27 protein-coding genes are annotated in these 24099 nt (G+C 36.6%); all 27 read right to left on the minus strand.

What is annotated here, in order from left to right; genetic code table 11:
- Nucleotides 1-112 precede the first annotated feature (112 nt).
- The 27 genes from dxr to fliM all read right to left on the minus strand — a co-directional run bounded on the left by dxr (nt 113) and on the right by fliM (nt 24069).
- Nucleotides 113-1258: a 1-deoxy-D-xylulose-5-phosphate reductoisomerase gene (gene dxr, locus OPF91_RS02465; RefSeq protein WP_264987092.1), complete on the minus strand. Its 1146-nt coding sequence runs from the start codon at nt 1256-1258 to the stop codon at nt 113-115.
- A gap of 29 nt (nt 1259-1287) precedes the next feature.
- Nucleotides 1288-2085, minus strand: coding sequence for a phosphatidate cytidylyltransferase (locus OPF91_RS02470; RefSeq protein ID WP_264987093.1), 798 nt, complete (start codon nt 2083-2085; stop codon nt 1288-1290).
- Complete coding sequence (gene uppS, locus OPF91_RS02475) at nt 2082-2876, minus strand: undecaprenyl pyrophosphate synthase (RefSeq protein ID WP_309297400.1); 795 nt, start codon at nt 2874-2876, stop codon at nt 2082-2084. The genes OPF91_RS02470 and uppS overlap by 4 nt, the downstream gene beginning before the upstream one ends.
- Before the next feature lie 375 nt (nt 2877-3251).
- Nucleotides 3252-3809 (minus strand): ribosome recycling factor, encoded by a 558-nt coding sequence (gene frr, locus OPF91_RS02480; protein WP_264987094.1) that lies wholly within the window; start codon nt 3807-3809, stop codon nt 3252-3254.
- Nucleotides 3809-4534, minus strand: coding sequence for a UMP kinase (gene pyrH, locus OPF91_RS02485; protein WP_264987095.1), 726 nt, complete (start codon nt 4532-4534; stop codon nt 3809-3811). The genes frr and pyrH overlap by 1 nt, the downstream gene beginning before the upstream one ends.
- 197 nt (nt 4535-4731) lie before the next feature.
- Nucleotides 4732-5616 carry a translation elongation factor Ts gene (gene tsf, locus OPF91_RS02490; protein WP_264987096.1) on the minus strand — a complete coding sequence of 295 codons (885 nt, stop codon included), beginning with the start codon at nt 5614-5616 and terminating at the stop codon, nt 4732-4734.
- Nucleotides 5617-5842: 226 nt separating this feature from the next.
- Nucleotides 5843-6568 (minus strand): 30S ribosomal protein S2, encoded by a 726-nt coding sequence (gene rpsB, locus OPF91_RS02495; protein WP_264987098.1) that lies wholly within the window; start codon nt 6566-6568, stop codon nt 5843-5845.
- A 158-nt stretch (nt 6569-6726) separates the two neighbouring features.
- Entirely contained in the window at nt 6727-7248 is a 522-nt protein-coding gene (locus OPF91_RS02500; protein ID WP_264987099.1) for a DUF6115 domain-containing protein, read from the minus strand.
- Nucleotides 7249-7257: 9 nt separating this feature from the next.
- A complete protein-coding gene (locus OPF91_RS02505) occupies nt 7258-7563 on the minus strand; it encodes an RNA polymerase subunit sigma (RefSeq protein ID WP_264987100.1) in 306 nt (101 codons plus the stop codon).
- A 25-nt stretch (nt 7564-7588) separates the two neighbouring features.
- On the minus strand, nt 7589-8359 hold the full coding sequence (locus tag OPF91_RS02510) for a FliA/WhiG family RNA polymerase sigma factor (RefSeq protein WP_264987101.1): 771 nt from the start codon (nt 8357-8359) through the stop codon (nt 7589-7591).
- A gap of 310 nt (nt 8360-8669) precedes the next feature.
- Nucleotides 8670-9041 (minus strand): hypothetical protein, encoded by a 372-nt coding sequence (locus OPF91_RS02515; RefSeq protein ID WP_264987102.1) that lies wholly within the window; start codon nt 9039-9041, stop codon nt 8670-8672.
- Nucleotides 9041-9544: a chemotaxis protein CheD gene (locus OPF91_RS02520; protein ID WP_264987103.1), complete on the minus strand. Its 504-nt coding sequence runs from the start codon at nt 9542-9544 to the stop codon at nt 9041-9043. The genes OPF91_RS02515 and OPF91_RS02520 overlap by 1 nt, the downstream gene beginning before the upstream one ends.
- A complete protein-coding gene (locus OPF91_RS02525; protein ID WP_264987104.1) occupies nt 9545-10177 on the minus strand; it encodes a chemotaxis protein CheC in 633 nt (210 codons plus the stop codon).
- A 13-nt stretch (nt 10178-10190) separates the two neighbouring features.
- Nucleotides 10191-10628 carry a chemotaxis protein CheW gene (locus OPF91_RS02530; protein WP_264987105.1) on the minus strand — a complete coding sequence of 146 codons (438 nt, stop codon included), beginning with the start codon at nt 10626-10628 and terminating at the stop codon, nt 10191-10193.
- 27 nt (nt 10629-10655) lie between these two features.
- Nucleotides 10656-12710 (minus strand): chemotaxis protein CheA, encoded by a 2055-nt coding sequence (locus OPF91_RS02535; RefSeq protein WP_264987106.1) that lies wholly within the window; start codon nt 12708-12710, stop codon nt 10656-10658.
- Between the two features lie 14 nt (nt 12711-12724).
- Nucleotides 12725-13882: a protein-glutamate methylesterase/protein-glutamine glutaminase gene (locus OPF91_RS02540; RefSeq protein WP_264987107.1), complete on the minus strand. Its 1158-nt coding sequence runs from the start codon at nt 13880-13882 to the stop codon at nt 12725-12727.
- Nucleotides 13883-14758: a MinD/ParA family protein gene (locus OPF91_RS02545; RefSeq protein WP_264987108.1), complete on the minus strand. Its 876-nt coding sequence runs from the start codon at nt 14756-14758 to the stop codon at nt 13883-13885.
- The gene (gene flhF, locus OPF91_RS02550; RefSeq protein ID WP_264987109.1) at nt 14755-15924 is read right to left on the minus strand and encodes a flagellar biosynthesis GTPase FlhF; all 1170 of its coding nucleotides are present in this window, start codon (nt 15922-15924) and stop codon (nt 14755-14757) included. The genes OPF91_RS02545 and flhF overlap by 4 nt, the downstream gene beginning before the upstream one ends.
- Nucleotides 15921-17954 carry a flagellar biosynthesis protein FlhA gene (flhA, locus tag OPF91_RS02555; RefSeq protein WP_264987110.1) on the minus strand — a complete coding sequence of 678 codons (2034 nt, stop codon included), beginning with the start codon at nt 17952-17954 and terminating at the stop codon, nt 15921-15923. The genes flhF and flhA overlap by 4 nt, the downstream gene beginning before the upstream one ends.
- Nucleotides 17955-17981: 27 nt before the next feature.
- Nucleotides 17982-19070, minus strand: coding sequence for a flagellar biosynthesis protein FlhB (gene flhB, locus OPF91_RS02560; protein WP_264987111.1), 1089 nt, complete (start codon nt 19068-19070; stop codon nt 17982-17984).
- Nucleotide 19071: 1 nt separating this feature from the next.
- Complete coding sequence (gene fliR / locus OPF91_RS02565) at nt 19072-19848, minus strand: flagellar biosynthetic protein FliR (RefSeq protein ID WP_264987112.1); 777 nt, start codon at nt 19846-19848, stop codon at nt 19072-19074.
- Between the two features lie 4 nt (nt 19849-19852).
- Complete coding sequence (gene fliQ, locus OPF91_RS02570) at nt 19853-20122, minus strand: flagellar biosynthesis protein FliQ (protein WP_264987113.1); 270 nt, start codon at nt 20120-20122, stop codon at nt 19853-19855.
- A gap of 13 nt (nt 20123-20135) precedes the next feature.
- A complete protein-coding gene (gene fliP, locus OPF91_RS02575; RefSeq protein WP_264987114.1) occupies nt 20136-20801 on the minus strand; it encodes a flagellar type III secretion system pore protein FliP in 666 nt (221 codons plus the stop codon).
- The gene (locus tag OPF91_RS02580; protein WP_264987115.1) at nt 20798-21469 is read right to left on the minus strand and encodes a flagellar biosynthetic protein FliO; all 672 of its coding nucleotides are present in this window, start codon (nt 21467-21469) and stop codon (nt 20798-20800) included. Before OPF91_RS02580 ends, fliP begins: the two co-directional genes overlap by 4 nt.
- A gap of 10 nt (nt 21470-21479) precedes the next feature.
- Complete coding sequence (locus OPF91_RS02585; RefSeq protein WP_264987116.1) at nt 21480-21842, minus strand: response regulator; 363 nt, start codon at nt 21840-21842, stop codon at nt 21480-21482.
- A 21-nt stretch (nt 21843-21863) separates the two neighbouring features.
- Nucleotides 21864-23081 (minus strand): flagellar motor switch phosphatase FliY, encoded by a 1218-nt coding sequence (gene fliY / locus OPF91_RS02590; protein WP_264987117.1) that lies wholly within the window; start codon nt 23079-23081, stop codon nt 21864-21866.
- The gene (gene fliM, locus OPF91_RS02595) at nt 23074-24069 is read right to left on the minus strand and encodes a flagellar motor switch protein FliM (protein WP_264987118.1); all 996 of its coding nucleotides are present in this window, start codon (nt 24067-24069) and stop codon (nt 23074-23076) included. The genes fliY and fliM overlap by 8 nt, the downstream gene beginning before the upstream one ends.
- Nucleotides 24070-24099: the final 30 nt, after the last annotated feature.

Consider the following 24099-nt stretch of genomic DNA (forward strand, 5'->3'; position numbering starts at 1 on the left):
ATAAATAAATGAAGTCATAATGTTAAAGAGAAGCTTACAAACTGTAAAAACCCAATTGATTCAACTAGCACATAAGTAGGGATACAGGGCGAATTCCCACCTGCGTGAAGTTTCATTTTATCATGTTTTGCACAATTTTTCTTGTTTCACTGTCTACATGCAAAATAGTTTGTAAATCTGGTACTGCAATATTGGCATGTTCCTGCATCACACGTTCAATTACTTCATCGATTGCTAAGAAAGTAATTTTCCCTTGTAAAAAGGCAGCAACTGCGGCTTCATTTGCTGCATTCATCGCCGTTAAAACCGTACCACCCATACGACCTGCTTCATATGCAAGGCGCAATGCTGGATAGCGTGCAAAATCCATCTCTTGAAAATGCAGTTTGCCAATTTGTGCTAAGTTTAAACGTTGTCCATTGTGTAGTGGCATTCGTTCAGGATAGCTCAGTGCATATTGAATTGGCACACGCATGTCTGGCGTACCAAGCTGTGCAATCACACTAGTATCATGATACTCAACTAAGGAGTGAATAATACTTTCTCGATGTAAAAGTACATCAATTTGATCATATGGCATATCGAATAACACATGTGCTTCAATGACTTCCAACCCTTTATTCATCATTGTTGCAGAATCAATGGTAATTTTTGCGCCCATGGACCAGTTTGGATGGTTGAGTGCATCTGCGACTGTCACATGCTTTAATTCTTCACGCGTGCGGTCACGGAAGCTACCACCTGATGCTGTAATAATTAAACGTTCAATATTTTTTGGATTTTCACCATTCATTGATTGGAAAAGGGCAGAATGTTCACTATCCACAGGTAAAATAGTCGCATTGTATTTTTTAGCCTCTGCCATCACTAAATGTCCAGCTGTCACTAGCGTTTCTTTATTAGCAATCGCAATGGTTTTTCCCATACGAATAGCAGCTAATGTCGATTCTAGCCCAACACTCCCTAATACAGCGTTCACTAACACTGTTGAATCTGGATGTGTAGCAACCTCTACAAGCCCTTTTCCGCCAAATGTAAAATGAATATGTGGATAGTCCTTCGCTAATTGTCTTGCATCCTCCTCCTGTTGAACGGATACAAGCTCTGGCTGTAATGCTTCAATCATTTCACGTGTCTTTGCTATATTTTTCCCAGCTGAAAACGCCACTAATTGAAAAGCATCTTGCTGTTCCTTTAAAATATCATACGTTTGCCAACCAACAGAACCAGTTGCCCCAAGTAAACTAATTTTTTTCACAACAAATTGTCCCCTTTTTTCACTTTTAACTAACTAAAAAAATGTAAGAAATGTAGTAGTGGTACGACAAATAATAAACTATCAAAACGATCTAAAATACCACCATGACCAGGTAAAATGGTTCCTGAATCTTTTACATCAAAATGACGCTTAATCGCTGATTCCACCAAATCGCCCATTTGCCCAATAATGGAGGCGAATATCGTAATGATGATTAATAAAGCATAGCTACTTGCAAATGGGTAAATTGCCTGCATAGCAATCGCAAAAAGCACAGCAATGACAATCCCCCCTACAAAACCTTCAATTGTTTTTTTCGGTGAAATTTCAGGCCATAGCTTATGTTTGCCAAATTTTCTGCCGACAAAATAAGCACCTGAATCCGTTGTCCACACAATTAATAAGCAATACACTACAAACTCTAAGCCATTAGAACGTGTTTCGATTAAGTAATGGAAGCCTAGCCCTACATAAAACGCACCTAGTAAAATAAAGCCGATTTCATCGAATGTGATTTTATTTTTCACGACAACAATATAAATTAATAATAGCATCATTAAGCCATAAATGATGACGATAATAGAGGAATAGCCAATGCTCTCTGCTACTTTATTCGACCATTCTGTCGGTATAACAAGCAAAGTTAAGGTCAATGCACCAATCAAGCCTGGTACTGAAAAAAGCGCAATCCCTTTCATTTTTAAAATTTCATAAAAACCGATAATAGCCATTGCTAACACGAGTAATGTAAACGGCACTTTTCCATAAATGACAAATGGAATAAAAAGTGCTGCTGCTACAATGGCTGTCATAATGCGTTGCTTCAAGTCGTTTCTTCTCCCTTCAACCCACCATAGCGACGATTTCGTTTTTGATAGTTTTCAATCGCCTCTAGTAGATTTTTCTCATTAAAATCTGGCCATAATGTATCCGTAAACCATAACTCAGTATAAGCAAGCTGCCATAGCATAAAGTTACTTAAACGCACTTCCCCACTTGTCCGAATTAATAAATCTGGCTCTGGTAAATGGGCTGTCATTAAATGAGCTGTCACACATTCTTCTGTGATGTCCTGAATCGTTAATTCGCCCTCTTGCACTTTTTCGAGCATTCCTTTCATCGCATCTATTATTTCTGCACGGCTACCATAATTTAATGCAAAATTTAAAACAAGCCCTGTATTGTGCTTCGTTTCCTCCATCGCATCATATAATGCCTTTTGTGTATGCGCTGGTAGTAACTCTGGATTACCAATCATTTCAACACGTACATTTCGCTCCATCATTTCAGGTAAAAATGAACCTAAAAATTCAACTGGTAAGCGCATCAAGAAATCTACTTCTGCTTTTGGACGTTTCCAATTTTCAGTAGAGAATGCGTACACAGTTAACGCTTGAATACCTAAATCAGAGGCAAATCTTGTTATTTTTTGTACAGTCTTCATGCCCTCATGATGCCCTGCAACACGTGGCATCGCACGTTTCTTTGCCCAACGACCATTTCCGTCCATAATAATCGCTACATGAGCAGGTATCGGCTCACTTTTAGCAAGTGCAACACGCTCCTCCACTGATAGTGTATCCATATTTATTTGTTTACTGAATAGCTTTTTTAACATGTGAACTCCCCCACTACAACAAATCGGACGCATATTAATCTATCATAACAAACAAAAGCCTCTTTTGTCCTACTTCTGCTGTAAATTGTCTATGTATCATCCACTTATTTTATACACGTAATTTCAAGATCCATTACGTCTCAGCAAACTTGCCTTTGGATGGTATGGCTTTTCTTTAAAAGCCATACCATCCATCAGAGACTTTGACCCGTGATTCCGTTAGCTTTTACTACATTTTCCTTTACCATTCTGCTATGCGTTCAATACAAAGATAAAAGGCGTCCTTTTATAATATAGGACGCCTTTATCTTATGAAAAAGTTCCATCATAGGGTTATGCAATACGTCTCTTGTTATACAGACGGTTCTCTTTTGCTTACACCTCTAAAATTTCTTTTTCCTTATCTTTCGTTACTTGATCTACTTTTACAATAAACTCATCCGTTAATTTTTGGATGTCTTCGCCATAACCACGTAAATCATCCTCTGTCAATTCGCCTGCTTTTTCAAGCTTTTTCAGTTCATCATTTGCATCACGACGTACATTACGAATCGCCACTTTTGCTTCTTCAGCTTCTTTTTTCACCTGTTTCACTAACTCTTTACGACGTTCCTCTGTTAATGCAGGAATCATTAGGCGAATAACTGTACCATCATTTGTTGGTGTAATCCCAATGTCTGATTTCATAATCGCTTTTTCGATTTCACCTAAAACAGATTTATCATAAGGTGCCACTACTAATAAGCGTGCTTCGGGTATAGATATACCTGCAAGTTGATTAACAGGTGTTGGAGCACCATAGTAGTCAACTGTAATACGATCTAATAAAGACGCATTAGCACGTCCAGCACGGATGGATGCTAGCTCACGTGAAAACGCAGCAATTGATTTATTCATTCTTTCTTTTGTTTGTTCGATAACTTGTTTCGTCATTATGCATTCCTCCTAACAATTGTTCCAATTTTCTCGCCTTGTACAGCACGTCTAATGTTACCAGGTTCTGTAATAGAGAATACAATCAATGGAATATCATTGTCCATACATAAAGTAGAAGCAGTTGAATCCATTACTTGTAATCCTTGTTGAATTACGTCTAAGTATGTGAGTGTATCATATTTAACAGCTGTTGCATCTACTTTTGGATCAGCCGAGTATACACCATCAACATTGTTTTTCGCCATTAAAATTGCCTCTGCATCAATTTCTGCTGCACGCAATGCTGCTGTTGTATCTGTTGAGAAGAATGGATTTCCTGTACCCGCTGCAAAAATAACGACACGTTTCTTCTCTAAATGACGAACAGCTTTACGGCGAATATATGGCTCTGCAACTTGTGTCATTACGATAGATGATTGAACACGTGTCTCAATCCCTAGTTTTTCCAAAGCATCTTGTAGTGCAAGAGAGTTCATAACTGTTGCTAACATCCCCATGTAATCGGCTGCTGCACGATCCATGCCCATTTCACTACCAATTTTCCCTCTCCAAATATTACCGCCCCCTACAACGACAGCAACTTCTACACCAAGATCTACTACTTCTTTCACTTCTTCTGCAACAGATTTGATAATTTTTGGTGATAAACCAAATCCTGCTTCTCCAGCTAATGCTTCTCCACTTAATTTGATAACTACTCGATTATATTGTGGCACACTCATAGTAAACCTCCATCAGACTTTATTTCAAACATGGTTATTCCTTTTCCATTATAGTACATCATGTAATAATTACTAGTTATGAATCAGGTAATTCACCAAATATTCTTGTTCTTTTCCGAAAAATAGGGAACACGCTATGTTGTGTCCCCCATTTTTTCGTTTGATTATTTGATTAAATTCATCAAATAGAAGGTAAATTAGTTACCTTTTACTTGGCTCATTACTTCTTCTGCAAAGTTATCTTCACGTTTTTCGATACCTTCACCAACAGCATAACGAGTGAATCCAGTTACGTTACCACCAGTTGATTTTACGAAGTCACGAACTTTTTGATCTGAGTTTTTAACGAATGTTTGGTCAAGTAAGCAAACATCTTCGAAATATTTACCAAGACGACCTTCTACCATTTTCGCTACGATATTTTCTGGTTTACCTTCGTTTAACGCTTGCTCAGTTAATACTTTACGCTCACGTTCTACTTCATCAGCAGAAACTTCGTCACGAGATACATAAGTTGGGTTGATTGCAGCAATGTGCATTGCGATATCTTTTGCAGCAGCTGCATCTGTAGAACCTTCTAATACAACTAATACACCGATACGGCCACCCATGTGTAAGTATGAACCAAATGCATCAGCATCTGTTTTCGTTTTGATTTCAAAACGACGTAAAGAAATTTTTTCACCAATTGTTGCTGTTGCTTGAGAGATTTGGTCAGCGATTTTCACGCCATCTTTCTCTAATTCTAAAGCAGCTTCAACTGATGCTGGTTTAGCAGTTAATAATTGTTCAGCTAAAGAAGAAACTAATACTTGGAATTTGTCATTTTTCGCAACAAAGTCAGTTTCAGCATTTACTTCTAAAAGGATTGCTTCATTGCCTTGTTCTAAAATGTAAGTAGTACCTTCTGCAGCGATACGGTCTGCTTTTTTACCAGCAGCCGCTAAACCTTTTTCACGTAGGAAATCGATTGCCGCTTCTAAGTTACCTTCTGTTTCTACTAACGCTTTTTTACAATCCATCATACCAGCGCCAGTTTTTTCACGTAGTTCTTTTACTAATTGTGCAGTAATGTTTGCCATTTAGTGTTTCCTCCTCAAATTGGTTGAACTAATTTATATCAATAAGTCCTAAAAAAGGCGATAAGGGTTTTGAGCCACTTATCACCTTTTTATCAATTACGCCTCGGCGTAATTGCGTCCGAATTTTTCCGAACTCGCTCGAAAAAGCTCCTCTACAAAATCCGTGACTTTATCTTGATTTAGAGGGGCGGTTATTCTCCCCACTTGAATCAAGGTTAAACATGAATTACTCAGCTACTACTGCTTCTTCAACAGCAGGTGCTAATTCTTCACCTTGTTTTGACTCGATTAAAGCATCCGCCATTTTAGCTGTTAAAAGTTTAACCGCACGAATAGCATCATCATTTGCAGGAATTACATAGTCGATTTCATCTGGATCACAGTTTGTATCAACAATTCCTACTAAAGGAATGTTCAATTTGCGAGCTTCTGCAACAGCAATACGCTCTTTACGTGGGTCAACTACGAACATTACATCTGGAAGTTCGTGCATATCACGGATACCGCCTAAGAATTTGATTAGACGTTCATGTTCTTTTTTAAGTTGAATAACTTCTTTTTTAGGTAGAACTTCAAAAGTTCCTTCCTCTTCCATTTTTTCGATTTCTTTCATACGTGCAACACGTTTTTGAATTGTACCGAAGTTTGTAAGAGTACCACCTAACCAACGTTGGTTGATGAAGTAGTTACCTGAACGTTCTGCTTCTTCTTTGATCGCTTCTTGTGCTTGTTTTTTCGTACCAACGAAAAGAACTTTACCACCGTCTTGACCAACTTGACGCATGAAGTCATAAGCTTCTTCTAATTTTTTAACTGTTTTTTGTAAGTCGATGATATAAATCCCGTTACGCTCCATGAAGATAAATTTCTTCATTTTTGGGTTCCAACGACGAGTTTGGTGACCGAAATGTACACCAGCTTCAAGTAATTGTTTCATAGAAATTACTGACATGTGAATTTCCTCCTAGTATGTTTGGTTTTTATCCTCCGCATTTATCCTCTGCAACAAGCTACTCTAAACATTAGAGCACCACTTACTACATCAAAATGCGTGTGTATTAATAACACCATTTGAAAATATACCATAATCCGCTTCGGTTCGCAACTATTTTATCGTTGAAATTTCAATAAAAGCTCGATTTCTGTTTTACCCTTTTGCAGCTCCTTAGCAATTTCCTCAGATGTTTTTCCCTGTGTAGCCAATTGGATTACTTTCTGTTCCAATGTCAGCTCCTTCACTTCTGGTTGAACAATTGACGATCTGGACGGCTGTGTTTGTGCGTGTTGTTGTCTTGTATATGCATTGGCAGCTACTGCTTTTGGTACATAGAGACGTGGTTCATTATGCAAAGCAGGTGACTCTACTACTGCATCTGTCGCAGCTACCTCATCCTGTGCATTTACCACTTTCTTTGCTGGCTTTGTTGTCTCTTGTAACTCTTGAATCAAACGGTCATTTTCGTCTTTCATGTCCGCTAAATACATGCTAATTGTATCATCCATTTCACGCATCAAACGCTCTTGCTTATTTTCTAAATCCTTAAATTTAGCCAGCTTAACATTCAAAATAACAATAAAATAAAATGACAATAGCTGTAATATAAATAGAATGGTAATAAGTATTGTCGTCATGATAAGCCCCTATCCACTGAAATCGATAAAATTCCCTTTAAAAGGATGCTGTGCTTGTGGCTGTTTAGCCTTCTTCTTTTTCTTTTTTTTGCGTGTGCCATTAATATACTCTCCACCAGCTTCCTCATCCTCACCGATTTCATCCATGCCCTCTGATGTATTTACAACCTTTTGCTTGCGTTCAATTTCTTTTTTCAATGCTTCATTCGCATGTGCTTGTTGCGCTAAATTATGCTGTTGTGCTTGATCTAGCATCTTACCTGCTTCAAATGTTTTCGGGATGGCGATTTGTAATTCAACACCTTTTAAACTCATAAAAAACACCCTCTCTCCAACGGTTTTACGTGCTAATCATCTCACTAGATAATAATTTTCGTAACTTCAACAATGCCTTTGAGTGGATTTGAGAAATGCGTGATGTTGATAAATCAAGCATTTCACCAATTTCCGTTAATGTTAGCTCTTCTGTATAAAATAAACTCAACACGAGTTGTTCTTTTTCATTTAACTTTTGAATGCTTTCTTCTAAATCTTCTAACAGTTCTGATTTAATCACTACCTGTTCAGGTGTTTTCGTTGCTTCATCACGAATCACAAATGACTTTCCTTCTGTCTCTTCTTGGTCTTGCTGTTCATTGATTGATAAAACATTGGAAAAAAAATGTTCCTGTACAGTTTGATAGACTTCATCCACAGATAGATTCATATGTTCTGCTAATTCTTCTGGTGTAACATGTCGCATATAGCGCTGTTCAAGTTGTTCAATTTGTGCATCTAATTTCTTCGCTTTTTCACGAGCAGAGCGAGGTAGCCAGTCTTCTTTACGCAAGCCATCTATAATCGCCCCTCTTACTCGAAAAGAAGCATATGTATCGAATTTTAAATCTCGTTTAATATCAAATTTATTTAAGGCATCAAAAAGACCCGCCATCCCTAAACTTGTTAAATCATCACGGGAGACACTTTTCGGCAAACCTGCTCCAATACGTTGGACATGGTAAGACACAAGAGAGCTATATTTTTTTATGAGTAAATCACCTGCCTCTGGATCACGCTCATTTGTCCAGCGGGCCCATAATTTCTGTTCCTCATTTAACATCGGTTGTGCCATAAAATCCACCTCTCTTCAAAAGCACATTCACACCATCAAAAGATAGCAGGAATTGTTAGATTACTAAATCTCTATACTTCGTTTCCTATATTGTAACAAAAATCGACTATAATTTCATGCGTATATCTTCCCCTTATTCAGTATATGAAAAAAGATTGAACAACAAATTACATTGTTCAATCTTCCAATCTATTATGGAAAAATGATGTTACTAATGGAAATCGATTTTGGGCAAAACAAGAGATTGATTGCTCGCCTTACCTTTTATAAAAATTCCCATAAAAAAAGAGCCACAAATAGCGACTCTTTTCTATGAATGTATTTGTGGCTCGTCTTCACGATGCATCATTGTACGCACAACTTGTGCAATTTCCTCTGAATCTTCATCTTGAAATTCAATGGTCGAATTGGCAGCTATACTTTCCTTAGATTCTTCTAAATCTTTATCAGATTTGCTCTCTTCAAGTTTAGTATCCTCCAATTCCTCAGAGTCTTCTGGTGTAAATAAAATATAAGCAATGACAAAACGTACAATGTACATGGCTAAAAACGTAATAACAGCCGCTACAGATGCACCTATTAACACGCGTAATGGTGTAAAAGGCTTGTAAAATGTACTAAAAAAATAAATAGAAAAAGCAATTAATGCGCCCCATAGATTGTAAAAGATAGAACCAAACATTATATTTCACTCACTCCTTGGTTCACTGTTCTGATATTTAGCATGGACGTGGCTGGATCAAATTCAATTGTTCGCCCACTATTCCCACCTGTTGCCTCTGCAACTAATGGAATACCGTGACGCTTTAATTCACTTTTGACAGCCTCCACATTTCGTGGACCGATACGCATCGAATCTTTATCAGATGTGAATTGGAACATTTGCGCACCACCTGCAATTTTAGCTTTTAGCTTAAATTTTTGCACACCTTCTAATTTTAATAAATCAATCATGGCGGTGATGCCTGTATCCGCAAATTTTGCAACGTTGATTGCTTCTGTTCTACCTAAACTTGAATCTGGTAGCATAACATGTATTAAACCTGCTATCTTTCTTGATTCATCATATAAAACAACACCTACACATGAACCAAGACCTGATGTTCTTATTGTATTGGGTAATTTTACTACATCCATTTGTGCAATACCAACTTTGACAACTTGCCCACTACTATTTAATTGCATTTATGAAACTCCTAATGCCTTAAAAATCGCATCAAATGATTCAGGATCTGGCAATAAGAAAAAATGTCCTCTCACTTCTTGACAATCCTCTATGCCGTCTTCAAAAATGGATGTATTAATTACAATAACATTATCGCTCACATGTGATAACTCAATAAGACCGATACTAATAATAGCACCAAACATATCTACACTTAATCCTGGAACAGTCGGATAAATTTTTAAATTAGTGAAGTCAGATAACGCTGATAAATACGAACCTGACAAAATATTACCCATTTCTTGCATCGCTGATAATCCTAGTTCAGAAACAGGTCTATCCGTAAAGTTAAATGTCTCATCATGAATTAAATTTTGAATAAATCGATTAGCCTGTTCAATTGGTAAAATGAAAAACATACTGCCTTCCGCATCACCTTCGATACGTAAATATATACCTACAACTACATTTTCAGCCCCACCAGCAAGCTCCATCATATCATTGAATGACACCATTTCAACTTTAGGTACACGCATATCAATCTTTTTTCCAAGTAAACTGGAAAGTGCTGTCGCAGCATGCGCAGCACCAATATTCCCAATTTCTTTTAGTACATCTAAATGTAGTGATGTAATCTTTTGATTAAATGTCATAACGATCCCTACTTTAGTTTAATACTTTTTCTAAATGTAATAAAATCAATAATCGTCTATCAATTTTCGCTACCCCTGAAATAAACGCTTCTTCTAGTGAACCTACTACTTCTGGTTGTGGTTCGATTGCATTAGCAGGAATATCTAAAACATCATTTGCTGAATCTACAACGAAACCTACTTCCATATCTTCTAAAGAGATAATAATAATACGCGTTGTTTCTTCATGATCTGATATTGGCAGACCGAATCGTTCACGTAAATCTACAATCGGTGTCACAACTCCACGTAAGTTAATCACACCTTTTACATAATGGGGTGTTTTCGGTACACGTGTAATGTGCATTAATTTTTCAATTCCTTGTACATGCGATACTGGAATTGCATACTCTTTATCCGCTAATTGGAAAACAATTACTTTAATACTTTCTTGCTCCACTGCATTTGTCATGATTTACACCTCTCTTAGTCGTTCACCTTATTTAATAAGTGCATTACAGTCTACAATTAGGGCTACTTTACCATTCCCTAGAATTGTTGCACCAGAAATTGCAAAGATATTTGTTAAATAATTTCCTAGTGATTTCAATACAATTTCTTGTTGACCGATAAATGAATCTACAACTAAACCAGCAAGTTTTTCACCTTTACGCACAATGACTACCGAATGGAATTCATCATCCTGCTGTTCTTTACGAGGTACTTCAAAAATTTCCTCCAAGAACACTAAAGGTACAACTTTGCCACGGAAATCAATTACTTTTTGGTTATGTGCATTCATAATGTCTGAAGAACGAATAATTGATGTTTCAATAATCGATGATAGTGGAATTGCGTAAATTTCCTTCTCGATTTCTACTAACATAACAGAGATAATTGATAGTGTTAATGGTAATTGAATAGAGAAGGTTGAGCCCACATCCTGTGTAGATTCAATGGAAATATTTCCACCTAATGACTCAATCGTTGTTTTGACAACGTCTAACCCCACGCCTCGACCAGAAATATCAGAAATCACTTCTGCGGTTGAGAAGCCTGATGCTAAAATCAATTCATTAATTTGTTTATCAGTCATAACAGATGCTTGCTCTTGTGTCACAACACCTTTTGCTAATGCTTTAGCTAATACTTTGTCACGATTAATCCCTGCACCATCATCTTCGATCTCGATGAATACATAGTTCCCACTATGGTAAGCACGTAATACAACCGTACCTTCTTCAGGTTTTCCTTTTGCACGTCGAGCTGTTGGATTTTCAATACCATGATCGACAGAATTACGAATAAGATGAACAAGTGGATCACCAATCTCATCAATTACTGTACGATCTAGCTCTGTTTCAGCACCGATAATTTCTAAGTTAATCTTTTTGTTCAAATCACGAGACAATTGACGAATCATTTTCGGGAAACGATTGAATACTGTTTCTACTGGCACCATACGCATTGTTAAAATAATCGTTTGTAAATCGCCCATAACACGGCTCATGCGTTCAACTGTTTCATTTAATTCGCCATGATTCACTTCTGTTGCAATCGATTGCAAACGTCCTCGGTCAATGACAAGCTCTTCAAATAAGTTCATTAAAATATCTAAACGTTCGATATTTACACGAATCGTTTTATTTCCTACCGGTGCATGGGCTTTATCTGCTTTTGCTGGCGCCGCTGCCTGTACTGGTGCTGGCGTTTGTTCATTTTTGTCTTGTACCTCAACTGGTTGAGATGCTTCCTCTACAGGTGCCACTTCTTCACTGTATTGCGACTGTCCTAATTTCGCAGCATCAATCACAGATACAACAACTTCTTCGACCTCTGACACTTTCATCAGTTTTTTCTGCATGTCTTCTGCTGACTCTTTTGTCACAAATGCTATATAAAATTGTTGATCGAATTGTTCATCTTCAAGTTTTTCTACAGAAGGACTGGCTTTAATAACATCGCCATCTTTTTCTAAAATCTCAAACACCATAAAGACACGTGCTGCTTTTAAAAGGCAATCTTCACGTAAACGCACTAAAATTTCATATGCATTAAAGCCTTGTTCAGCTGATTGTGCAATAACTGTTTGCTCAAAGCTATCATATTCCAACATATTTTCAATAGCTGGATGAGCTGTTTCTGCAGTAACAGCTACTTCTTGTACCGCTTCTTCACCTAATTCAATACGTTTCAATTGCGCTACCGTTGCAGATACATCACGTTTCCCATCTCCACCGTTTGCAATATCCATAACCATCTCTTCCAAGTGGTCAACAGATTCAAAAACAACATCTAAAATTTCAGGTGATACTTTAATTTTTTCATTACGAATAGCATCTAACACATTTTCCATTTTATGTGTCAAATCTGCTAAATCTTCAAAGCCCATTGTAGCCGACATACCTTTTAATGTATGAGCGGAGCGGAAAATCTCTCCTACAATCGTTAAATCATTAGGATTTTTTTCCAATTCCAATAAATGTTCACTGCATGCTTGCAAATGTTCTTTACTTTCTTCAATAAACATCTCTAAATATTGATTGACTTCCATAAGGAGACACCCCTTTAAGGCAAATATTTCATTATTACTTGTGCAATATCATCTACATCTGCAACTGTATCTACTAGTTGCGTTTCAACAGCTGCTTTTGGCATACCATATACAATACATGTTTCAGCTGACTCAGCAATCGCTACTACATTTCCAGTACGTTTCAATGCTTTTAGGCCATTCGATCCATCTTGTCCCATACCTGTCATAATAACAGCTACTTTATCAAAATCTTTAAATTGACTTACATCTTCAAACATTACATCAACAGAAGGTCTATGCCCTGATCTTGGTGGTTCTTGATTATCAAGAAGAATACCAAATGTAGTACCGACCTTTTTAAGTTTCATATGATAACCACCTGGTGCAATATACGCTACACCATTTTGTAGAATATCCCCTTGTTCTGCTTCTTTGACAGTAATTTCGCTCAGTTGATTAAGTCTTGTCGCAAGAGATTTTGTAAATCCTGCTGGCATATGCTGTACAATTAAAATAGGTGCTTGAATAGACTTAGGAATCTTCGTAATGACTTCTTGTAATGCTCTTGGTCCTCCTGTAGATGTACCGATTAATACTACTTTTTTGCTTGCAGTATTCCAGTTAGCCACAGAAGATTTTACTACTTCAATATTTTTTGAAGTAGTCGCTATAGAAGACACCCTTTTTTCTTGTCGCAATACCGATTCTTCATTTGTGCTTGCTTTGAGTATAGTATTTTTTTGCGTTCCATTATTAGGCATTTTTCGCAATTTAGATACGGGCACTAAAGAGGCTTGTTCTACTTTACGAACAAGTTCCGCCTGAATTTTATGTAAATCAAGCGAAATCGTACCGCTTGGCTTGGCGATAAAATCTACTGCACCATATTCAATAGCTGTAATGGTATTTTCAGCACCTTGTTGTGTTGTACTCGATAGCATAATAACAGGCACTGGACATGTTGCCATAATTTCTTTTAATGCATCTAGTCCATTTAATTCAGGCATTTCAATATCTAACGTTACAACATTTGGTTTTAAAGTTTGTATTTTTTGAATCGCATCTTTACCATTACGTGCTGTTCCTACGACTTCAACTTTTGGATTATCAACAAAAAAATCACTAATCAACTTCCTCATAAAAGCAGAATCATCCACTATCAATAGCTTGCTTTTATGTAAAGGGTCCAATTAATCACGTCCTTTCGTAAAAATACTTCTTAATTTCGTTAAGAATTTATTAACTGGCTGCTCATGTGCGTGTACTTCTTCTGCACAATTTTCCATAAAACGAGCTACTATGAGTTGCAATGTCTTTGAAATGAGTGCGTCCGGATAAGCAAGCGAAAATGGTACTTGCTCACGCACAGCCTTACGCACAATAGAATCTTCTGGTAATGAGCCCAATATCGTTACATCTTTGTCCAAAAAACGTTTCATCGTCATTTTCAAACGCTCATTTGTCTCAATACCTTCTTCTTTACTAAATGCTCGATTACAAAGTATATAAAATTGCTTTTCTGCATCTCTTGTATAAATATATTTCATCATCGAATAAGCATCTGTAATCGCAGTAGGCTCTGCTGTAGATATAACAATAATTTCATCAATCGATGTTAATAAATCTAATGACCAATTGGTCGCTCCAGCACCCATATCAAAGAAAATAAAATCAAAGTTTTTTTGGAGTTGCTCAAAAGCATGAATCAGGCGCTCGAATAGTACTTCTGACCATTCAAGCACACTTGCCATACCAGAACCACCAGCAATATACATTAATCCATCAGGTCCTTCTAAAAGTACTTCGTCTAAAGATTTATGACCTTCTAAATAATCTTTTAAACTATAGGTAGCATTTTTTCCAATGAGAATATTAATATTCCCCATCCCAATATCCATATCGACAAGTGCTACCTTTTTACCTTTGTTCACTAAAGTCATTGCAAAATTTGTCGTAAAATTGCTCTTGCCCACGCCACCTTTACCACTTACCACAGCAATTGTTCTACCTAGCTCTCCTTGCCGTCTAAGCATTTTCAAGCGTAAGTTCTCTGCTTGATCTCTCATTTCTCTTCACCTTGGAAAAACAGATTAAGCACTGCTTCTAAATCGGCTTCTTCAATGTCTTCTGGTACTTCTTGACCATTTGTATAGTAAGCAAGTCCTTTACTATATTTAATCATTAAATTAATCATTGTGCCAATAGAATTTGTTTCATCTGTCTTTGTAAAAATAAACTTTTCAATTGGTACTTGATTAAATTGTTCAACAATTTTTGACATATCTTTTTCTTTGGTTGTCGTGGCAAGGACTAAAAAGGATTCTACCTGTTCATCAAAACGAATGAGCTTCTGCAAATCTTCGACATATTTAGCTTCTTTATAATTGCGTCCTGCTGTATCAATAAATACTAAATCTAAATGGGCTAAGCGTTGTACAGCTTGTTCAAAATCTGTTGTATTATAAACAATTTCGATAGGTGCTTGTAAAAGACCTGCATATGTTTTCAATTGTTCAATTGCAGCGATTCGATAAGTATCTGTTGTAATAAAACCTATTTTTTTCTTTTTCTCTAACACGGCCCTCGCTGCCATTTTCGCTATTGTTGTTGTTTTTCCAACGCCTGTTGGTCCAAGAACATTAATATATTTTTTGGCATAAGATAAACCACCCATTGGCAGTATCTCTAATTTCTTACGCAATAAATTTTTAGCAATCATCTTACATTGTGAGAAAGTCATTTCTGAAGATTCTTTGAAATGCCTAAAAAGCTCATCACCAATCGTTGTGATGAGCTCCTCACTTAGCTCCTGCCGTCTTAAGTATTCAATGAAAAGTAAGAGTTCATCGGGATATTGAGCTTGGGCTGTTTTACTGTGCATAGACTGCATTAAAGATTTTAAATCGGCTATTTCCTTCCTCAATTCATCTGAAATACCATCCTCTTGAAAACTCGCAGGCTTTTGTGATTGTTGAATTTTTGCTTGTACTGCATGTGTGATTTCTTGTAAATGTACATTTTCTTTTTTTTGTGTTAAGACAGGTGCTGTATAGCTTGGCTCTATTGAATCCACCCCTGCCACCACTTCAAAATTTTTCGTTCTAAAAAGACCAAAAAATTTCTTTGTTACTACTACTTTTGAATTCAAAATGACAGCGTCCTCACCGAAATCAGCACGTACTTGTTTCATCGCTTCTGGTATGGAAGATGCGTAATATTTCTTCATTTTCATTCAACATTCACCACCCCAACACTTTGAATTTCAACAGTAGCATCAAGTTCATTATAAGATAAAACTGGTATTTGTGGGAAATAACGCTCCGTTAATTGACGTAAATACATGCGTACCGCTGGAGAGCATAAAATAATAGCTGATTGCTCCATAAAGGATACTCGTTCTACTTCCGCAGCAATTGTTTCCAAAATTGTTTGTGAATCCTGTGGGTCCATCGCTAAATAGTTACCATGATCTGTTTGTTGGATACTATCAGCAATCATTTTCTCTACTTTACCCGAAACAGTAATAACTTTCAATACTGAGTTACCATTTACATACTGTGCTGTAATTTGACGAGCCAATGATTGACGAACGTATTCAGTCAAAATATCTGTATCACTTGTCAATTTTGCATAGTCTGCTAATGTTTCAAAAATAATAGGTAGGTTACGTACAGAAACATTTTCTCTGAGTAGCTTGCCAAGTACTTTTTGAATTTCACCTGTCGATAATGGTGCTGGTGTCAGTTCTTCTACTAAAATTGGATGTGATTCACGTAAATGATCGATTAACTGTTTCGTTTCCTGACGACCAAGTAATTCAGCCGCATTTGTACGAATAATTTCGGTTAAATGTGTAGACACCACACTTGGTGGATCAACCACTGTATAACCTAACATTTCTGCATCTTCCTTCACTTGCTCTGTAATCCATTTAGCAGGTAAACCAAAGGATGGTTCCACTGTGTCAATACCCTCAATCGAGTTATCATCACCTGGACTCATTGCTAAATAGTGATCCAATAATAATTCTCCACGAGCCATTTCATTCCCTTTAATTTTAATTCGGTATTCATTCGGCTGTAGCTGAATATTGTCACGAATACGTACAACAGGAATGACAATCCCTAGCTCTAATGCTAGCTGTCTACGAATCATAATGACGCGATCTAATAAGTCTCCACCCTGTCCTGCATCTACTAATGGGATTAACCCATAGCCAAATTCGAATTCAATAGGATCGACATTCAAAAGATTGACAACATTTTCAGGGCTCTTCATGCCATCAGTTGCCACTTCTTCTTCGATTTCAAATAATTCTTCTTCACCTTCTGTATTTTTACGTTCCATCAGATAAGCACTAATAATTAATGAAGCACCAATCGGTAATGTAATCCAATCTGGAATTGGTGTAAACAACCCTAATACAATAATTGTTCCACCTGCTACATATAACAGTTTAGCTTGTGCAAATAATTGCCCTGTAATATCGGCTCCCAAGCTACCTTTAGATGAAGCACGTGTAACAACAATCCCTGTCGCTGTCGAAATCAGCAATGCTGGAATTTGAGAAACAATACCGTCACCTACTGTTAACTTAGAAAAATGTGTTGCGGCTTCTGCAAACGGTAAGCCCATTTGAAGAACACCAATAATAATACCAAAGAGCAAATTGATGACAACCATGACCATTGAGGCAATAGCATCACCTTTAACGAACTTTGTAGCTCCATCCATTGCTCCATAAAAATCGGCCTCACCTGAAACTTTTTCACGTCGTTCACGTGCTTCTTTTTCAGAAATCATTCCCGCATTCAAGTCCGCATCAATACTCATTTGCTTACCAGGCATCGCATCTAATGTAAAACGTGCTGCTACCTCTGCTACACGCTCTGAGCCTTTAGTAATAACAATAAACTGAATGAGTACAAGAATTAAGAAAATAACTAACCCTACAAAAATATTCCCACCAACAACGAAATCTCCAAAAGTTTCAACAACTGAACCCGCATCACCATTTGCTAAAATAGCACGGGTTGTGGAAACACTTAAGCCCAATCGGAATAATGTTAATAACAAAATAATAGAAGGGAAAATAGAAAAGTCTAAAGCTTCCTTCATACTCATCGCTGTTAAAAGAACGATTAAGCCTAGTGTAATATTAATAACAATTAAGAAACTTAGCATCCATGGAGGAAGAGGAATGATAAGCATCGCAACAATTAAAATAACTGCACCTAAAACCCCTATATCGCGAACTTTCATGGTTGTCCCTCCTACATATTAAAAACTTTAAATTTTCCGCTTAATTCGATACACATAAGCGAGCACCTCTGCTACCGCTTTAAAAAACTCTTCTGGCACTTGGTCACCTATTTCGACTTGATCGTACATCGCACGTGCTAATGGACGATTTTCAACCATTATGACATCATGCTCTTTCGCAATTAGCTTAATTTTTTGAGCGACAAAATCTGTCCCTTTCGCAACAATACGAGGAGCATCCATCTTTTCTTCGTCATACTTTAAAGCAATTGCATAGTGCGTTGGGTTGGTAATGACAACATCCGCATGTGGCACTTCTGACATCATACGACGCATTGCCATTTCCCGTTGCCGTTGTTTAATTTTAGATTTAATCAACGGGTCACCTTCACTATTTTTATGCTCATCTTTAATATCTTGCTTCGACATTTTCAGATTTTTTTCATAGTCATGTTTTTGGTACATCCAATCTAAAATAGATACCAAAAGTAATACGAATGAAGCGGCAAGCCCCATCGTTCCAACTAGCTTCCCAACCGTCAAAAGAATCATCCACGGGCTTTTAAAAGATAAAGCTAATACTTCCGGTAAATTCGTCCAAACAATAAGCGTTGTTACGCCACCGATAAAGCCAATTTTCAATGTTGATTTAAGTAACTCAACAATAGCTTTCACTGAAAATATTTTTTTAAAGCCTTTAATCGGGTCCATTTTCATTAAATCGAACTTCATTGATTCTAATGTAAAGAGAAAGCCGAATTGAAAATAATTTCCTGCAACTGCCCCAACAGATGCAACAACCATAATCGGTACAACAACATAAGCCATCTGTATTAACATCGTTGTAAATAAAGCCATCACACTTTCAATCGTCAATGTTTCAATATGAATATTGTGAATAAATGTTTGCTTGAAAAAATCAAGCAAGTCATCACGTAATGAGCCTGCAAAGATAAATAAGAACCCAAATACCATCAGCATGACAATGGCGCTCGTCACATCTTGACTTTTTACAACTTGTCCTTTGTTTCGAGCATCTTGACGTTTTTTAGGTGTTGCTTTCTCTGTTTTTTCCCCTGCGAAAAATTGTAAATCCAGTTCGAGTAATAGCAACATCTTAACCACCACCTAAAATTGCCATTAAATCACGCATACTATAAATCATAATCGCAATTAACTTTTGAATAACTTGTACCATAATCGCCATCATCGTGATTAATACTAAAAAACTTACCCCAATTTTAATAGGAAAACCGACAACAAAAATATTTAACTGTGGTACGGTTTTTGCTGTAATACCTAATGCCAAATCCACTAAAAATAATGTTGCGACAACAGGTGCAGCCATTTGAAATGCAATGGCGAACACAGCAGTAAATGTTTTAATAATAAATTCAATATAATTTTCACTACCAAAATTCGGGAACCCTTGATCCATCGGTAAAAATTGATAGCTATAATAAATACCATCCAAAATCATATGATGACCATTGATTGCCAATAAAATTAAAATTGCTAACATATTAAAAAATTGACCGATTAAAGGGCTTTGTGCTCCAGTTTGGGGGTCAATAATATTAGCAATAGCAAAACCCATTTGAAAATCAATGAAACTCCCAGCAATTTGAATAGCTGACATGATCATATAGCCCAATAGACCAAGTAATAGGCCTATCAACGCTTCTTTCATCACTAAAAATATGTAATCTCCATTCACTATAAATGGCTCAACATCCATTGTATAGTACATCATCCAAGAAAAAATAAAGGCGAGAGCAATTTTAGCTTGCGGTGGAATCGTTCTGTACGAGAAAAAAGGCACAGTGACAAAGAAAGCAGATAGTCGTACAAGCACTAACAAAAAAACTGTGAAATGCGGAATCAATTCATTCATCTACTCACCCAATATACCGCGTTAAATTCTCAAAAATATCTCTCGCATAACTTATTACTTGTGATAGCATCCATGGTCCAAAAAAAACAAGCCCTACTAACACAGCGACAATTTTTGGCACAAAGGCTAATGTTTGCTCTTGAATGGAAGTTGTTGCTTGAAAAATGCTGACTGCTAAACCACTCACTAATGCAATTAATAATAATGGACCACTCACTAAGAGGATAATCATAATGGCACGCTCTGCAACTGAAATGACCATTTCACCTGTCATACTATATCATCCCCTAAAAACTTTGTAGTAGTGATTTCATTACAAGATACCAACCATCGACAAGTACAAATAATAAAATTTTAAATGGCAAGGAAATCATAACAGGTGGTAACATCATCATCCCCATTGACATTAAGGTACTTGCAACAATCATATCAATAACTAAAAATGGAATAAAAATCATAAAGCCAATTTGAAACGCTGTTTTTATCTCACTTAACGCAAAGGCAGGTACAAGCATTGTTAGCGGTATTTCCTCTATAGATGCAGGTTTATCTGCCTGATTGTATTGTAAAAATAATTCTAGATCTTTCTGTCTTGTATGCTTACTCATAAATTCTTTAAAAGGTACACTAGCACGATCATATGCTTCTTCAATGCCAATTTCTTCAGCAAACAATGGCTGTAATGCCTCCTTATTTACCTCTTGAAAAGTCGGTGCCATAATAAAGAACGTTAAAAATAAAGACAAACCGATAATGACTTGATTTGGTGGCATTTGCTGTGTTGCTAATGCCGTACGAACAAATGATAGAACAATGACAATTCGCGTGAAAGATGTCATTAATATTAAAATACTTGGTGCTAATGATAATATAGTTAATAATAAAAGGAGTTTGACAGAAGTAGAGACGTTGGTAGGATCGCTGCTGGAAAAACTATTGAGTAAATCATTCATTTATCATCATTCTCCTTTTGCTTCCATCGCTCAATTTCCTCACTGCGCTCCTGTTTTATTTTAGAAATCTTCTCTTCAAATAGTTCACCAAATGAATTTTGTTTTTCTTCAGTTGGTGCTTGTTGATGATTTGATTTTTTCAATTTCGACAATAACTCTAAAATATATGGTGATGTTGCTGCAAATTCTTGTCGATCATTATAAAGTGCTAATAATTTTTCCACTTCAGTTGCATCGTTAATTTCACATAAAAGTTGAACATTTTCTCCTACGCCTACTAAATAAAGCGTATCACCAACCTGCAAAAGTTGAACCGATTTTTGGGCACCTAATGATAAACCACCTAGATTTTGTATCAATTGATTACGTTGAAAATTTAAATTTTTCTTATTTAAAAATTTCATTAATCCATAAAATAACACTACAACAAAAATGAGTGCTAAAACCATTTTTATGTAGTCCCAAGCAGATACCGCTCCAGCAGCTGAAACTTCTTCTTCAGTACCAGCTGCTGGAGGGTCTTCTTTACATTTGTCAGCATCTTGCTTGTTATAGCAATCACTCACGCTATTTGTATTATCTGCATATACGGAAGTTGGTAGTAGATACATAGACAGCAAGGCTACAAGAAATGCAAAAATCATCGTCAAACGAAATGATTTTAACATTTGCATACAATCATCCTAAAGCTTTTTGAATAGCTTCGATTACACGATCCGCTTGGAAAGGTTTTACGATAAAATCTTTTGCACCAGCTTGAATAGCATCAATTACCATTGCTTGTTGGCCCATAGCAGAACACATAATAACTGTTGCGCCAGGATCAGTGCCTTTAATTGCTTTTAAAGCTGCAATGCCATCCATTTCAGGCATTGTAATATCCATCGTTACTAAATCTGGTTTCAACTCATTATATTTTTCTACAGCTTGTAAACCATCTGCTGCTTCTCCTACAACATCAAAACCATTTTTCGACAAAATATCCTTAATCATCATGCGCATAAATGCAGCATCATCAACAATTAAAATTCTTTTAGACATAGTAAATTCCTCCAATTGAAACTATCGTAAGTTATTTAAACGTTCTGCTTGACTTAAAACATCTGTAATACGAACACCAAAGTTTTCATCGATAACAACAACTTCACCTTTAGCAATTAAACGACTATTGACTAAAATATCAACTGGTTCACCAGCTAATTTATCTAACTCAATAATGGAACCGCCAGATAACTCCAAAATCTCTTTTACAGAACGTTTCGTACGTCCTAACTCTACAGTAACTTGTAGTGGAATATCAAGTAGCATATTTAAATTTCTAGCTTCTGATTGTGAGATTACATTTGGATCAAAGCTAGCAAATTGTGCTTGTTGAACATTGACAGGCTGTGCTGGTCTAGTCGCATATGTTGGTTGCTCTTGATACATTGGTTGTTGTACTGGTTGCTGATAAACTGGTTGTTGCTGTTGCATCGGTTGTTGTGGTACAGCCGTTTGTTGCACTGGTGGCGGTGTTGTAGCAGGAGCCTCTGGTGCAATTGTTGCAGCGACAGGTGCTTCAGCCACTTCATCTGCTTCGCCTAATAAAGATTTCACAATATTTTGGCTGAACTTAAGTGGTAATAACTGCATCAAATTTGAATCAATTAAATTACCAATCTTTAATCTAAAAGAAACTTTAACGAGTAAATCATCTTCTGGGATATTTTCTCGCCCTTCATCTTGTGAAATATTCATTAAATCAATAGATGGTGGTGAAATATCCACCTTTTTATTGAATACAGTTGACATCGATGTAGCTGCTGAACCCATCATTTGATTCATCGCTTCTTGAACAGCACTTAATTGAATTTCACCTAAATCTGGTTTTGGATTTAATCCATCGCCACCTAGCATTAAATCGGCAATAATCGCCGCATCTGACTGTTTAATGACAAGTAGGTTCATACCGATTAAACCAATTGTATATTCAACTTGAACGGCTACATATGGATGTGGAAATTCCTCTTCCAATTTATTACGATTAATCATCGAAATACTTGGTGTCGTAATATCTACCTTTTGACCTAATAAAGCTGACAGCGCTGTAGCTGAACTACCAAAAGATATATTTCCTACCTCACCTAATGCATCTTGTGCAAATGAATCCAAATAATCTTCTACACGTATTTCATTTGAATCATTATTTTCAGAGACTTCTTCATCACTGTTTTTATCTTCCAGTGTTTCACCCCTTAACAAGGCTTCAATTTCTTCTTGGGAGAGCATTTCATCACTCATCGTCGTCTCCTCCTTTCAAAGGGTCAATAATTTGGACTGCTAATTTTTTACCTTGTTTACCTGGTTGAACTGTAAACTTCGGTAATGTACCTACTTTTAGTAATAATGGATTTTCGATTTTTTGATCTAATTGAATGACATCGCCAACTTGCATCATTAAAAAGTCTTCAATCGTAATATCTGTATTGCCAAGCTCAACACTTACTGGTATTTTCGCTTGTTTTACGCGTGTTTCAAGCATTTTTGCTTGCTCTGGAGACATCTCTTTTGTATTCGATTGCATCCAGTAACGTACAGAAAGATTTGGAACAATTGGCTCCAAAACAACATGTGGTATACAAATATTAATCATGCCGCTTGTTTCACCAATAATGGTATTCAATGAAATCACAACGACGGTTTCATTTGGTGAAATCATTTGTAAAAATTGGGGGTTCACCTCAAGCTCTACTAATAATGGGTCAATTTCTGCAACATTCTCCCATGCTTCTCGTAAATTATCAAATGAGCGCTCAAATAGATTTGTCATAATTTTTGTTTCAATTTCTGTTAAATTATCTACATTACTATGACTTGCTCCACTACCGCCCATTAAACGATCTAACATTGAGTAAGCAATATTTGGATTAATCTCCATCAATATATTACCATCTAACGGTGGTACTTCAAACACATTAATCAATGTCATATTCGGGATAGAACGAACAAATTCCTCAAAAGGTATTTGATCGACTGATGCAACCGTAATTTGCACATAGCTTCTTAATTGTGCTGAGAAAAATGTTGTTAATAATCGTGCAAAATTTTCATGTATTCGGGTCAAACTTCGGATTTGGTCTTTAGAAAAACGAAGTGCTCGTTTAAAATCATATACTTTAACCTTGCGTACTTCATCCTCTTTTTTTATATCATCCGCTGACATTTCCCCAGTTGATATCGCGGAAAGCAACGCATCTATCTCAGATTGAGACAATACATCTCCTGCCATTTGCCCACCTCCATTTCAAGCAGTTTCATT

Source organism: Lysinibacillus piscis (assembly GCF_026012395.1).
In the GTDB taxonomy this organism is placed as follows: Bacteria; Bacillota; Bacilli; order Bacillales_A; family Planococcaceae; genus Lysinibacillus; species Lysinibacillus piscis.